The 12,641-nt window shown below is 64.1% G+C and carries 13 protein-coding genes; 5 read left to right on the top strand and 8 right to left on the bottom strand.

What is annotated here, in order from left to right:
- The first annotated feature begins 19 nt into the window (after positions 1 to 19).
- Together K8374_RS19160 and K8374_RS19155 are read left to right on the top strand one after the other, a co-directional pair.
- Positions 20 to 490, top strand: coding sequence for a nuclear transport factor 2 family protein (locus K8374_RS19160; RefSeq protein ID WP_224456804.1), 471 nt, complete (start codon positions 20 to 22; stop codon positions 488 to 490).
- Between the two features lie 42 nt (positions 491 to 532).
- A complete protein-coding gene (locus K8374_RS19155; protein WP_224456803.1) occupies positions 533 to 826 on the top strand; it encodes a GIY-YIG nuclease family protein in 294 nt (97 codons plus the stop codon).
- A 43-nt stretch (positions 827 to 869) separates the two neighbouring features.
- Here the strand turns inward: K8374_RS19155 and yejK are convergent, their stop codons facing one another.
- A complete protein-coding gene (yejK, locus tag K8374_RS19150) occupies positions 870 to 1,877 on the bottom strand; it encodes a nucleoid-associated protein YejK (protein ID WP_224456802.1) in 1,008 nt (335 codons plus the stop codon).
- Positions 1,878 to 2,270: 393 nt separating this feature from the next.
- Between yejK and K8374_RS19145 the strand changes: the two genes are divergently transcribed.
- A complete protein-coding gene (locus K8374_RS19145) occupies positions 2,271 to 2,552 on the top strand; it encodes an HU family DNA-binding protein (protein ID WP_043210728.1) in 282 nt (93 codons plus the stop codon).
- A 49-nt stretch (positions 2,553 to 2,601) separates the two neighbouring features.
- Here the strand turns inward: K8374_RS19145 and rlmF are convergent, their stop codons facing one another.
- The 5 genes from rlmF to K8374_RS19120 all read right to left on the bottom strand — a co-directional run bounded on the left by rlmF (position 2,602) and on the right by K8374_RS19120 (position 9,036).
- Positions 2,602 to 3,558 carry a 23S rRNA (adenine(1618)-N(6))-methyltransferase RlmF gene (rlmF, locus tag K8374_RS19140; RefSeq protein ID WP_224456801.1) on the bottom strand — a complete coding sequence of 319 codons (957 nt, stop codon included), beginning with the start codon at positions 3,556 to 3,558 and terminating at the stop codon, positions 2,602 to 2,604.
- 106 nt (positions 3,559 to 3,664) lie between these two features.
- A complete protein-coding gene (locus tag K8374_RS19135; RefSeq protein WP_224456800.1) occupies positions 3,665 to 6,511 on the bottom strand; it encodes a valine--tRNA ligase in 2,847 nt (948 codons plus the stop codon).
- Between the two features lie 185 nt (positions 6,512 to 6,696).
- On the bottom strand, positions 6,697 to 7,062 hold the full coding sequence (locus tag K8374_RS19130; protein ID WP_224456799.1) for a DNA polymerase III subunit chi: 366 nt from the start codon (positions 7,060 to 7,062) through the stop codon (positions 6,697 to 6,699).
- Between the two features lie 5 nt (positions 7,063 to 7,067).
- A complete protein-coding gene (locus K8374_RS19125) occupies positions 7,068 to 7,496 on the bottom strand; it encodes a DNA polymerase III subunit chi (RefSeq protein ID WP_224456798.1) in 429 nt (142 codons plus the stop codon).
- Between the two features lie 49 nt (positions 7,497 to 7,545).
- The gene (locus K8374_RS19120; protein ID WP_224456797.1) at positions 7,546 to 9,036 is read right to left on the bottom strand and encodes a leucyl aminopeptidase; all 1,491 of its coding nucleotides are present in this window, start codon (positions 9,034 to 9,036) and stop codon (positions 7,546 to 7,548) included.
- 289 nt (positions 9,037 to 9,325) lie between these two features.
- Between K8374_RS19120 and lptF the strand changes: the two genes are divergently transcribed.
- Complete coding sequence (gene lptF, locus K8374_RS19115; RefSeq protein ID WP_196146447.1) at positions 9,326 to 10,441, top strand: LPS export ABC transporter permease LptF; 1,116 nt, start codon at positions 9,326 to 9,328, stop codon at positions 10,439 to 10,441.
- Complete coding sequence (gene lptG, locus K8374_RS19110; protein WP_224456796.1) at positions 10,434 to 11,495, top strand: LPS export ABC transporter permease LptG; 1,062 nt, start codon at positions 10,434 to 10,436, stop codon at positions 11,493 to 11,495. Before lptF ends, lptG begins: the two co-directional genes overlap by 8 nt.
- A 176-nt stretch (positions 11,496 to 11,671) precedes the next feature.
- On the opposite strand, the gene K8374_RS19105 is transcribed toward lptG, so the two are convergent.
- Positions 11,672 to 12,157, bottom strand: a complete 486-nt coding sequence (locus K8374_RS19105) for an RDD family protein (protein WP_224456795.1) — start codon at positions 12,155 to 12,157, stop codon at positions 11,672 to 11,674.
- A 90-nt stretch (positions 12,158 to 12,247) separates the two neighbouring features.
- Positions 12,248 to 12,460 (bottom strand): cold-shock protein, encoded by a 213-nt coding sequence (locus K8374_RS19100; RefSeq protein WP_043210709.1) that lies wholly within the window; start codon positions 12,458 to 12,460, stop codon positions 12,248 to 12,250.
- Positions 12,461 to 12,641: the final 181 nt, after the last annotated feature.

Raw genomic sequence — 12,641 nt, 5'->3', positions numbered from 1 at the left:
TTTCTCGACGGATTGCGCCATGAGCGACGCCAACCAAGCATTGATCACCCGTTTCTACCAGGCTTTCCAGCGCTTGGACGCCGAGGCCATGGTGGCTTGCTACAGCGAAGACATCACCTTCAGCGATCCGGTGTTCGGCACCCTGCGTGGCCAGGATGTCGGCGACATGTGGCGGATGCTGACCACACGGGCCAAGGACTTCTCCCTGACCTTCGACCACGTCCAGGCCAGTCAGGACAGCGCCAGTGCCCATTGGGTGGCGCGCTACCTGTTCAGCCAGACCGGGCGCACGGTGGTCAACGACATCCAGGCGCGCTTCGTGATCCGCGATGGCCTGATCCTGCAGCATGACGACCGTTTCGATTTCTGGCGCTGGTCTCGCCAGGCACTGGGTTTTCCGGGCCTGGCATTGGGCTGGTCGCCACTGTTGCAAAACAAGGTGCGCCTGCAGGCATTCAAGGGGCTTCGAGCGTTTCAGCAAGCGCGATGAGCGAGTAAGCTGGCAGTTTTCCTGGTGGCCCTGAACGACGCTGTGAGCGAGACACTTCCTCCCCCCAACCTCAAGCCGTGGTACGTCTACCTGGTGCGTGCCGCCAATGGTTCGCTGTATTGCGGTATCAGCGATGACCCGCAGCGGCGTTTTCTGAAACACCAGAAGGGGCAGGGGGCGCGTTATTTCAAGACCAGCCCGGCCCAGGCGCTGGTGTATGTGGAGCGATGGCCGGACAAGGCCGAGGCATTGCGCCAGGAGCGCCTGGTGAAGAAGCTGCGCAAGTCGGCCAAGGAGGCGTTGGTGGCGGCTTACGCCAAGGGGGCAGACGGTTAGGGGGCGTCAGCTATCGCCGGCAAGCCGGCGATAGGGCGCAGCCTCAATCCTTGCGGCGCTTGAGCTGGTCGACCAGCTGGGTCGGCAGGCCCTTGATGATCAGGGTGCCGGCTTCCTCGTCGTACTCCACCTTGGAGCCGAGCAGGTGCGCCTCGAAGCTGATCGACAGGCCTTCAGCCCGGCCGGTGAAACGGCGGAACTGGTTGAGGGTGCGCTTGTCCGCCGGGATCTCCGGCGACAGGCCATAGTCCTTGTTGCGGATGTGGTCGTAGAACGCCTTCGGGCGGTCCTCGTCGATCAGGCTCGACAGCTCCTCCAGGGTCACCGGCTCGCCCAGCTTGGTCTGGGTGGTGGCGTAGTCGACCAGGGTCTGGGTTTTTTCCCGGGCCGCGTCCTCGGGCAGGTCCTCGCTTTCGACGAAGTCGCTGAAGGCCTTGAGCAGCGTGCGGGTTTCACCGGGGCCGTCCACGCCCTCCTGGCAACCGATGAAGTCGCGGAAGTAGTCCGAGACCTTCTTGCCGTTCTTGCCCTTGATGAACGAGATGTACTGTTTGGAGTTCTGGTTGTTCTTCCACTCCGACAGGTTGATACGCGCCGCCAGGTGCAGTTGGCCGAGGTCCAGGTGGCGCGACGGGGTGACGTCGAGCTCGGCGTTCACCGCCACGCCTTCGCTGTGGTGCAGCAAGGCGATGGCCAGGTACTCGGTCATGCCTTGCTGGTAATGGGCGAAGAGGATGTGGCCGCCGGTGGACAGGTTGGATTCCTCCATCAGCTTTTGCAGATGCTCGACGGCGACACGGCTGAAGGCGGTGAAGTCCTTTTCTCCGTCCAGGTATTGTTTCAGCCAGCCGCTGAGCGGGTAGGCGCCGGACTCGCCGTGGAAGAAGCCCCAGGCCTTGCCCTGTTTGGCGTTGTAGCTGTCGTTGAGGTCGGCCAGCAGGTTTTCGATGGCGTCGGAGGCGGCGAGTTCGGAGTCGCGCGCATGCAGTACTGCCGGGCTGCCATCGGGCTTCTTGTCGATCAGGTGAACGATGCAATGACGGATTGGCATGGATCTCTCGAATAGGTCTCGGGCGGTAGCGGACCGCGCTGCAAAGTCGCCCAGTTTAACCCAGGGGAGGGGCGATGCAGTGGCCAGATGTTGGCGGAAATGCCGGTTGTTCGTTTTTTGTTCAATTTTTTGCGTTTTCCGCTAAAACCCCCGAAAAACCTGCATTAAATCGAAGCCGGCAGCGGATATTTATCCATTCCTGTGGTAGCTTTGCGCGGTCTTGCGCCCTTTGGGTGGCGCATTGCTGGCAGATCGCTTGGCCGTGTCGAACCAAACGCCGATTTGCGTATCTACATACGCGATTGGCGCGGCCCGCCTGGCCGCCCAGGGCTGGCCCGATTACGACCTGGCACACTGCATAATCACTGAATTTGATAGGGAAGGAACACCACCATGGCATTGACCAAAGACCAACTGATTGCCGATATCGCCGAAGCCATCGACGCGCCCAAGACCACCGCGCGCAACGCCCTGGAGCAGCTGGGCCAGATCGTCGCCGACCAACTGGAAAACGGCGCTGAAATCACCCTGCCAGGCATCGGCAAGCTGAAAGTCTCCGAGCGTCCTGCCCGTACCGGCCGCAACCCTTCGACCGGCGCTGCCATCGAAATCGCTGCCAAGAAAGTCGTCAAGTTCGTACCTGCCAAGGTCCTGAACGACGCCGTCAACAAGTAATGCGTTGATGCGTTGAACGAGCCGCGCCCGGCCAGCCGGGCGCGGTTTTTCATGCCTGTGGTTTGCCCCCGCGCCGGGCATGCCAGGCCTGGCGGGCGGCATCGTCCTGGAAGCTCCAGGCGACCATGCGGCTCTGCTTCTGGCCCTGCCCCATGGCGACGACACGTTGCGCCTTCGCGCCCGCCTTTTTCAGCGCTGCCTCGATACCTGGCAGGTTACTGGCCTTCGATACCAGGCTGCTGAACCACAGCACCTGCTCCCCGTATTGCGCACTTTCGGCCACCAGCTGGCTCACGAAGCGGATCTCGCCGCCTTCGCACCACAGCTCGTTGTTCTGCCCACCGAAGTTCAGTACAGGCAGCTTGCGCTTGGGGTCCTGCTTGCCCAGGTTCTTCCACTTGCGTTGGCTGCCGCGGGTGGCTTCGTCCCGCGAGGCATGGAAGGGCGGGTTGCACAGGGTCACATCGAAACGCTCGTCGCCTTGCAGCAGCCCGTCGAGGATATGTCGAGGGTTACCTTGCTGGCGTAGGGTGATCGCCTTGGCCAAGCCATTGGCCTGCACGATGGCCTTGGCCGAGGCCAGGGCGACCGGGTCGATGTCCGAACCGAGGAAGCGCCAACGATAGTCGCTGTAGCCGAGCAACGGATAGATACAGTTGGCGCCAACGCCGATGTCCAGCGCGTGTACCTGGGCCCCGCGGGGGATGGCGCCGCCGCAGTCTTCGGCCAGCAGGTCGGCCAGCACGTGGATGTAGTCGGCCCGGCCTGGGATCGGCGGGCACAGGTAGTCGGCCGGGATGTCCCAGTGCTGGATGCCGTACTGGGCCTTGAGCAGGGCGCGGTTGAACACCCGCACGGCCTCGGGGTTGGCGAAGTCGATGCTGGGTTTGCCGTAGGGGTTGGTGACGGTGAAGCGGGCCAGGTCCGGGTGGGCCTTGATCAGGCTGGGGAAGTCGTAGTGGCCCTTGTGGCGGTTGCGCGGGTGCAGGGTGGGTTTTTGATTCATGGGTGAAGTCTCAAAAGCATCGCGGGACCAGCCCGCTCCCACAGGATCTTGGATGACCTGTAGGAGCGGGCTGGTCCCGCGATGGCGTCACTGAGGTCCGCGGCTATTACAGCGCAGCAATCCGCACATGCTGCTCGGTCAGGTTGGCCAGGGCCTGTTCGGACTCGGCCAGCTTGGCACGCTCTTTCTCGATCACGGCGGGCGGAGCCTTGTCGACGAAGGCGGCGTTGGACAGCTTGCCGCCCACGCGCTGGACTTCACCTTGCAGGCGCTGGATTTCCTTGTTCAGGCGCGCAAGCTCGGCATCCTTGTCGATCAGACCGGCCATCGGCACCAGGACCTGCAGGTCGCCCACCAGCGCGGTGGCCGACAGCGGCGCTTCGTCCTGCTCGCCCAGTACGGTGAACGATTCGACCTTGGCCAGTTTCTTGAGCAGCGCCTCGTTTTCCTGCAGGCGACGCTGGTCATCGGCATTGGCGTTCTTGAGGAACAGCGGCAGCGGCTTGCCAGGGCCGATGTTCATCTCGGCGCGGATGTTGCGCAGGCCGACCATCAGCTGTTGCAGCCACTCGATGTCGCCTTCGGCGGCGGTGTCGATGCGGCTCTCGTTGGCCACCGGCCACGGTTGCAGCATGATGGTCTTGCCGTCGATGCCGGCCAGCGGCGCGATGCGCTGCCAGATCTCTTCAGTGATGAACGGCATGAACGGATGGGCCAGGCGCAGGGCCACTTCCAGCACGCGTACCAGGGTGCGACGGGTACCGCGGGCGCGCTCGACCGGGGCATTCTCATCCCACAGCACCGGCTTGGACAGCTCCAGGTACCAATCGCAGTACTGGTTCCAGATGAACTCGTACAGGGCCTGGCTGGCCAGGTCGAAGCGGAACTGCTCGAGCTGGCGGGTGACCTCGGCCTCGGTGCGCTGCAGCTGCGAGATGATCCAGCGGTCGGCCAGCGACAGCTCGTAGGCCTCGCCGTTCTGGCCGCAGTCCTCGCCCTTGTCCAGCACGTAGCGGGCGGCGTTCCAGATCTTGTTGCAGAAATTGCGGTAGCCTTCGACGCGGCCCATGTCGAACTTGATGTCGCGGCCGGTGGAGGCCAGCGAGCAGAAGGTGAAGCGCAGGGCGTCGGTGCCGTAGCTGGCGATGCCTTCCGGGAACTCGGCCTTGGTCTGCTTGGCGATCTTCTCGGCAAGCTTTGGCTGCATCATGCCGCTGGTGCGTTTTTCCAGCAGGGCCTCGAGGGTGATGCCATCGACAATGTCCAGCGGGTCGAGCACGTTGCCCTTGGACTTGGACATCTTCTGGCCCTGGCCGTCACGCACCAGGCCATGGACATAGACGGTCTTGAACGGTACCTGCGGGGTGCCGTCCTCGTTCTTGATCAGGTGCATCGTCAGCATGATCATCCGGGCGACCCAGAAGAAGATGATGTCGAAGCCGGTGACCAGCACGTCGGTGGAGTGGAATTTCTTCAGGAACTCGGTCTGCTCTGGCCAGCCCAGGGTGGAGAAGGTCCACAGGCCCGAGCTGAACCAGGTGTCGAGCACGTCGTCGTCCTGGCGCAGGGCCACGTCGGCGCCCAGGTTGTGCTTGGCGCGCACCTCGGCTTCGTTGCGCCCGACATAGACCTGGCCGGCCTCGTCGTACCAGGCCGGGATGCGGTGGCCCCACCACAGCTGGCGGCTGATGCACCAGTCCTGGATGTCACGCATCCAGGAGAAGTACATGTTCTCGTACTGCTTGGGCACGAACTGGATGCGACCGTCTTCCACGGCGGCGATGGCAGGCTCGGCCAATGGCTTGGTGGAGACGTACCACTGGTCGGTCAGCCACGGCTCGATGACGGTGCCGGAGCGGTCGCCCTTCGGAACCTTCAGGGCGTGGTCGTCGATGCTGACCAGCAGGCCCTGGGCGTCCAGGTCGGCGACGATCTGCTTGCGCGCGACGAAACGATCAAGGCCGGCATATTGGGCGGGCAGGGTGGTGTCGATGCTTTCGTTGACACTGCCGTCGAGGTTGAAGGCCTGGGCGCTTGCCAGCACCAGGGCGTTCTTGTCGAAGATGTTGAGCAGCGGCAGGTTGTGGCGCTTGCCGACTTCATAGTCGTTGAAGTCGTGGGCTGGGGTGATCTTCACGCAGCCGGTGCCGAACTCCGGATCGCAGTAGTCGTCGGCGATGATCGGGATGCGGCGGCCCACCAGGGGCAGCTCGACGAACTTGCCGATCAGGGCCTGGTAGCGCTCGTCGTTCGGGTTGACCGCAACGGCCGCATCGCCGAGCAGGGTTTCCGGACGGGTGGTGGCGACCACCAGGTGGTCCTTGCCTTCGGCGGTCTTGGCGCCATCGGCCAGCGGGTAGCGCAGGTTCCACAAATGGCCTTTCTCGTCGTGGTTTTCCACTTCGAGGTCGGAGATGGCGGTGTGCAGCTTGGTGTCCCAGTTGACCAGGCGCTTGCCGCGGTAGATCAGGCCGTCTTCATGCAGGCGTACGAAGGCTTCCTTGACCGCCTCGGAGAGGCCGTCGTCCATGGTGAAGCGTTCGCGGCTCCAGTCTACCGACGAGCCCAGGCGACGGATCTGGCGGCTGATGTTGCCACCGGACTGCTCCTTCCACTCCCAGACCTTCTCCAGGAACTTTTCGCGGCCCAGGTCATGACGGTTCTGGCCCTTGGCCTCGAGCTGGCGCTCCACCAGCATCTGGGTGGCGATGCCCGCGTGGTCGGTGCCGGGTTGCCACAGGGTGTCGCGGCCTTGCATGCGGCGGAAGCGGATCAAGGCGTCCATGATCGCGTTGTTGAAGCCGTGGCCCATGTGCAGGCTGCCGGTCACGTTCGGCGGCGGGATCATGATGGTGTAGGACTCGCCTGCACCTTGTGGGGCGAAATAGTTCTCGGACTCCCAGGTGTTGTACCAGGAAGTTTCGATGGCGTGCGGCTGGTAGGTCTTATCCATGCGCGGCGGGACCCTATGGCATTAATTCGGGAAAGCCGGGAAGTATAACCAAGCTGGGGGGTTGAGGCGACAGGGACAGGGGCTGCTTTGCAGCCCTTTCGCGGCACAAGGCCGCTCCTACAGGCAGCATGATCGCTGTAGGAGCGGCCTTGTGCCGCGAAAGGGCCGCCAAGCGGCCCCGGGATTTACTCCGAGCGTTTGATCAGCCGTTCCATGCGTGCATCCAGACGGCGCTTGATCTCGTTCTCGATGTGCGGGGTGAAGTCGTTGATCACGTCTTGCATGATCTGCTGGGCGGCGGCGCGCAGGTCGGCTTCCAGGTGCAGCAGGGTGTCCTGGCGGCGGGTCTGCGGGTCGTCTTCTTGCGCCACCGGGGTGGGTTGGGCGGGCGGCGCCGGGTTGCCGGCGGGTTCGTCGAGCAGCAGCGGAATCTGCTCGACCGTTTCGGTCAGCAGCGGTGGTTGCAGGTCGGCGTCGCCCAGCAGCTGGCGGATCGACTCGAGGTCGTCGAGCAGGTGCGCGGAATCAGGTAGGGGGGAATGCTTGTCCATCGTCGTCAAAGTCGCTGTAAGCGGTGGTCTTGCAGAGCATAGCCCCGTTCGCGGTAGAAACGGAATCGCTCCCGGGCAGCCTGGCGGATGGCCGGTGCCTCGACGACGATTTCGGCCACCCGTTCGAACTGGCCGACGAACCCGGGCACGTCGGCCCCCAGGTTGATCAGCAGGTCACGGTGGGTGCCGGCATCGTCGCCCAGCCCCAGGGCCACCACGGCGTCGGCATGGGCCTCGGCCAGGTCGTGGGGCACGAAGGCTTCGCCCTTGAAGCGCCACAGGCGTTCGTCCAGCGCGGCGCGCTGCTCGGCGTCCTGGCAGTGCAGGTAGACCCGGTGGCCGAGGCGCCAGGCCTTCTCGCACAGCTTGCAGGCGAAATCCAGGCGCGCCGCCAAGTCGTCGGTGGGCAGGATGTAGAAGTCGACTTTGCTCATGGTCAGGTCTGCCAACCGGTGGCGCGCGAGCGCCACCGGCCTGTTGGCATCAAGCGTTGGCGCGGTCGAGCAGGTACTGGGTCAGCAACGGGACCGGGCGGCCCGAGGCGCCCTTGTCCTTGCCGCCGCTGATCCAGGCGGTGCCGGCAACGTCCAGGTGCGCCCAGTCGTAGGCCTTGGCGAAGCGCGACAGGAAGCAGCCGGCGGTGATGGTGCCGGCCTTCGGCCCGCCAATGTTGGCGATGTCGGCGAACGGGCTGTCCAGCTGCTCCTGGTATTCGTCGAACAGCGGCAGCTGCCAGGCACGGTCGTCGGCGCGCTTGCCGGCGTCGAGCAACTGGCCGACCAGGTCGTCGTTGTTGCCCATCAGGCCCGAAGTGTGGCTGCCCAGGGCGACGATGCAGGCGCCGGTCAGGGTGGCGATGTCGATCACTGCCTGGGGCTTGAAGCGCTCGGCGTAGGTCAGGGTGTCGCACAGCACCAGGCGGCCTTCGGCGTCGGTGTTGAGGATCTCCACGGTCTGGCCGCTCATGGTGGTGACGATGTCACCCGGGCGAGTGGCTCCGCCGCTGGGCATGTTCTCGGCGCAGGCCAGCAGGCACACCAGGTTGATCGGCAACTGCAGCTCCAGCACGGCGTGCAGGGTGCCGAACACGCTGGCGGCACCGCACATGTCGTACTTCATCTCGTCCATGCCGGCACCGGGCTTGAGGCTGATGCCGCCGGTGTCGAAGGTGATGCCCTTGCCGACCAGCACGAAGGGCTTATCGCTCTTCTTGCCGCCCTGGTAGTTGAGCACGATCAGGCGTGGTGGCTGGTCGCTGCCCTGGCCCACGGCATAGAAGGCGCCCATGCCCAGGTCCTTGATCTTCTTCTCGTCCAGGACCTCGACCTTGAGGTTCTTGTGCGCCTTGCCCAGCTCCTTGGCCTGCTCGGCCAGGAAGCTTGGGTGGCACAGGTTCGGTGGCAGGTTGCCCAGGTCGCGGGTGAAGGCCATGCCCGCGGCGATGGCGTTGGCGTGTTTCACGGCGCGTTCGACTTCGCCCTGGCCGGCCTTGTCGGCCAGCAGGGTGATCTTCTTCAGTGCGCGAGGCTCGGCCTTCTGGCTCTTGAAGCGGTCGAACACGTATTCGCCGTCGAGCAGGGTCTCGGCCAGCAGGCGGTACTTGCCGTAGTGGGCATCGCGGCCGGTGACGGCGACATCATCCAGGGCCAGCACCGCGTCGCTGCCGTTCAGGCCCTTGAGCACGCCAGCGACGCTGGCGACCAGCTTGCGCCAGGCGCGATCGCCCAGGGCCTCCTTGCCACTGCCGACCAGCAGCACGCGCTCGGCCTTGAGGCCTGGCAGGCTGTGCAGCAGCAAGGTCTGGCCGGGCTTGCCGGCGAGGTCGCCACGCTTGAGCACGGCGCTGATGGCACCGTTGCTGGCCTGGTCGACGGCCTTGGCGATATCGCCGAGCTTGCGCCCTTCACCCACGGCCAGTACCAAGGTGGCGGTTTTCAAGGAGGCGGCGGCTACACTTTTTACAACCAGTTCCATGTCAGGGTCCCCGAATGATCAGTCAGTTGGCGCGGTCTCGTGCACACGCTCGAAACGGGCCTGGCCGCGTGCTCGCGTGCCAGTGGAAAAGCTGCCAGTTTGAGCCTGCGGCAACCTCGATGACAACCCCGACATGCGCCGTCATGCGCGGCCAAGTGACAGGCACTGCCAATCACAGGATAATGCGCGCACTTTACATGGAGGTTCGCCCTCGGCGAACCGGCATAGGTCTTGGCTGTCCGAAGCCCTTGAACGGCTTTGCGCCCCTGACAACCCAGGAGTGTCTGGTTTGATCGTCTTCCGTTATCTGTCCCGCGAGGTCCTGGTGACCTTGAGCGCCGTCAGCGCCGTGCTGCTGGTGATCATCATGAGCGGGCGCTTCATCAAGTACCTGGCCCAGGCCGCCCAGGGCGTGCTCGACCCGAGCGTGCTGTTCCTGATCATGGGCTTCCGCCTGCCGGGCTTCCTGCAGCTGATCCTGCCGCTGGGCCTGTTCCTCGGCATTCTCCTGGCCTACGGCCGGCTCTACCTGGAAAGCGAGATGACCGTGCTCTCGGCCACGGGCATGAGCCAGCAACGCCTGCTGCTGCTGACCCTGGCCCCGGCCGGGCTGGTCGCTCTGCTGGTGGCCTGGCTGAGCCTGAGCCTGGCGCCCCAAGGCGTGGCCCAGGTGCAGCAGATCATCAACCAGCAGGATGCCCTGACCGAGTTCGATACCCTGGTGCCCGGGCGCTTCCAGACCCTGCGCGACGGCTCGCGGGTGACCTACACCGAGGAGCTGACTGACGATCGCATCAACCTGAGCGGTGTGTTCATCTCCGAGAAGCGCTTCAACCAGGACAAGACCAAGGACCGCGCACCCTCGGTGCTGGTCGCCGAAAAAGGCCACCAGGAAGTGCAGGCCGACGGCAATCGCTACCTGATCCTGGAAAACGGCTACCGCTACGACGGCAACCCGGGCCAGGCCGACTACCGCGCGATCAAGTACGACACCTATGGCGTGCTGTTGCCCAAGCCTGAAGTCAGCGAGGAGGTGACCGACCGCGAGGCCATCCCCACCTCTGAACTGTTCGGCAAGAAGGCGCTGCGCGAGCAGGCCGAGCTGCAGTGGCGCCTGTCGCTGCCGCTGCTGGTCTTCGTGGTGACCCTGCTGGCCGTGCCGTTGTCGCGCGTCAATCCGCGCCAGGGCCGTTTCCTCAAGCTGCTGCCGGCGATTCTTTTGTACATGGCCTACCTGACGATGCTGATTTCCGTACGTGGCGCCCTGGAAAAGGGCAAGATCCCGATCGCCCTGGGCATGTGGTGGGTGCATGGGCTGTTCCTGCTGATCGGCCTGGGCCTGATGTACTGGGAGCCGCTGCGTCTGAAACTCGCCGCCCGTCGTTCGGAGGTGGCCCATGGTTAAGCTGGATCGCTACATCGGCCAGAGCGTGCTGCTGGCCATCCTGGCGGTACTGGGGATCATCCTCGGCCTGGCCTCGCTGTTCGCCTTCATCGACGAGATGGGCGACCTGAGCAACACCTACACGGTGATGGACGCCGGCCGCTTCGTGCTGCTGACCGCGCCACGCCGGTTGTACGAGATGCTGCCGATGGCCGCGCTGATCGGCTGCCTGATCGGCCTGGGCAGCCTGGCCAGCAGCAGCGAGCTGACCATCATGCGTGCTGCCGGTGTGTCCATCGGGCGCATTGTCTGGGCGGTGATGAAGCCGATGCTGGTGCTCATGCTGGTGGGCCTGCTGGTCGGCGAGTACGTGGCCCCGGTCACCGAGAACAAGGCCCAGGCCGACCGGTCCCTGGCCCAGGGCGGTGGCGATGCGCAGAGTTCCAAGCGCGGCATGTGGCACCGCCAGGGCGACGAGTTCGTGCACATCAACTCGGTGCAGCCCAATGGCCTGCTGCTGGGCGTGACCCGCTACCGCTTCGACGCCGAGCGGCACATCGTCACCTCGAGCTTCGCGCGCCGGGCGCAGTACAACCAGGACCACTGGATCCTCAGCGACGTCGCCACCACCCACTTCCGTGGCGACCACACCGAGGTCGTGAAGACGCCCCAGGAGCGCTGGGACGTCTCGGTGACGCCGCAATTGCTCAACACTGTGATCCTGGCGCCCGAGTCGCTGTCGATCACCGGCCTGTGGGACTACATCCACTACCTGTCCGAGCAAGGCCTGAACAACGCACGTTACTGGCTGGCGTTCTGGACCAAGGTGTTGCAGCCGGTGGTCACTGCGGCCCTGGTGCTGATGGCGATTTCCTTCATCTTCGGCCCACTGCGTTCGGTGACCCTCGGCCAGCGGGTGTTCACCGGTGTGCTGGTGGGCTTCGTGTTCCGTATCGGCCAGGACCTGTTGGGGCCATCGAGCCAGGTGTTCGGCTTCCCGCCGTTGCTGGCGGTGGTGATCCCGGCCGGGATCTGTGCGCTGGCGGGCGTATGGTTGTTGCGACGGGCGGGGTAGTACCTGACTGAAGCAAAAAAGCCGACCGGCCGATGCTTGCGCGATCCCCGTAGGAGCGGCCTTGCGCCGCGAAAGGGCTGCAAAGCAGCCCCGACGAATTCTGACAGGGCGCCGATCCTTGGGGGCGCTTCGCGCCCCTTTCGCGGCGCAAGGCCGCTCCTACAGGTCGGTAGGCTTCACTTGCGTTTGGGCACCCGCACCAGCTGGCTTTCCGAATAGATGTCATGCCAGCCGCGCTTGCGTTTGTCGACCAGCGCCCAGAGAAACCCCAGGCCCAGGCACAGCCATGACGCGATGGCCACCACGAAGCGCAACAACGCCTGCCACAGGCTGATGGCGCTGCCGTCGGCGTTCTGCACCCGTACGCCCCACACCTGCATGCCCAGGGTCTGGCCGCCGTGGGTCCAGAACTTGGCGAAGAAGCCGAACAGGGCGAACAGCAGGATCGTCGACAGCAGCGGGTCGCCATCCAGGGCGCCGGCATCGGTCAGCTCGCGCATGCGCGCCTCGCCGATGATCGCCATCTGTACCAGCTTGTAGAGGCCGGCGGTGACGATCAGCAGCGCGGTGCACAAGAGAAAGTCATAGAACATCGCGGCCAGGCGTCGGCCCAGGCCGACCGGAGGGAAATCACCCTGAGGGGTGAGCAAGGGCTTGGACATGCAGGACGGCTCCAGATGGCGAAGCCGGTATTCTACGGATAAAAAAAAGCCCCTGCACTTGGCAGGGGCTTTTTGAAGTCTGGATCTCGCTTAGGCGATGACCTGAACCTTGTCGGCTTGCATGCCTTTCTGGCCTTGAACGGCCTCGAAGGAGACTTTCTGGCCTTCTTTCAGGCTCTTGAAGCCGTTACCTTCGATGGCACGGAAGTGCACGAACAGATCCGGACCGCTTTCTGGGGTGATGAAGCCGTAACCTTTCTCGTCATTGAACCACTTGACGGTACCGTTCTGACGCTCAGCCATTGTCTTGTTTCCTATGAAGCTTAAATTTTGATGACAGTTTCTTTCGTATCAACGGATAGGAAAGAGTACCGGGCTGGGTTGCAGGAAAGTAAGAGACGTCGAACGGGTTGTAGCAGATTCAGCTACTGGCCCAGGTCACGAACTGTTGCGACCCATGCAAACACAGTGCAGTGACTCTACG

This window comes from Pseudomonas sp. p1(2021b) (assembly GCF_020151015.1).
Lineage (GTDB): Bacteria > Pseudomonadota > Gammaproteobacteria > Pseudomonadales > Pseudomonadaceae > Aquipseudomonas > Aquipseudomonas putida_K.
The sequence above is the reverse complement of the archived record's forward strand: the minus strand, read 5'-3'. Positions and strand labels throughout refer to the sequence as shown.

What these genes read in the sequence shown, in the direction of transcription:
- yejK (WP_224456802.1), bottom strand. Translation starts at nt 1,877, where the DNA reads ATGCCAATCCGTCATTGCATCGTTCACCTGATCGACAAGAAGCCCGAT.
- K8374_RS19145 (WP_043210728.1), top strand. Translation starts at nt 2,271, where the DNA reads ATGGCATTGACCAAAGACCAACTGATTGCCGATATCGCCGAAGCCATC.
- K8374_RS19135 (WP_224456800.1), bottom strand. Translation starts at nt 6,511, where the DNA reads ATGGATAAGACCTACCAGCCGCACGCCATCGAAACTTCCTGGTACAAC.
- lptG (WP_224456796.1), top strand. Translation starts at nt 10,434, where the DNA reads ATGGTTAAGCTGGATCGCTACATCGGCCAGAGCGTGCTGCTGGCCATC.
- rlmF (WP_224456801.1), bottom strand. Translation starts at nt 3,558, where the DNA reads ATGAATCAAAAACCCACCCTGCACCCGCGCAACCGCCACAAGGGCCAC.
- K8374_RS19160 (WP_224456804.1), top strand. Translation starts at nt 20, where the DNA reads ATGAGCGACGCCAACCAAGCATTGATCACCCGTTTCTACCAGGCTTTC.
- K8374_RS19120 (WP_224456797.1), bottom strand. Translation starts at nt 9,036, where the DNA reads ATGGAACTGGTTGTAAAAAGTGTAGCCGCCGCCTCCTTGAAAACCGCC.
- K8374_RS19130 (WP_224456799.1), bottom strand. Translation starts at nt 7,062, where the DNA reads ATGGACAAGCATTCCCCCCTACCTGATTCCGCGCACCTGCTCGACGAC.
- K8374_RS19100 (WP_043210709.1), bottom strand. Translation starts at nt 12,460, where the DNA reads ATGGCTGAGCGTCAGAACGGTACCGTCAAGTGGTTCAATGACGAGAAA.
- K8374_RS19125 (WP_224456798.1), bottom strand. Translation starts at nt 7,496, where the DNA reads ATGAGCAAAGTCGACTTCTACATCCTGCCCACCGACGACTTGGCGGCG.
- K8374_RS19105 (WP_224456795.1), bottom strand. Translation starts at nt 12,157, where the DNA reads ATGTCCAAGCCCTTGCTCACCCCTCAGGGTGATTTCCCTCCGGTCGGC.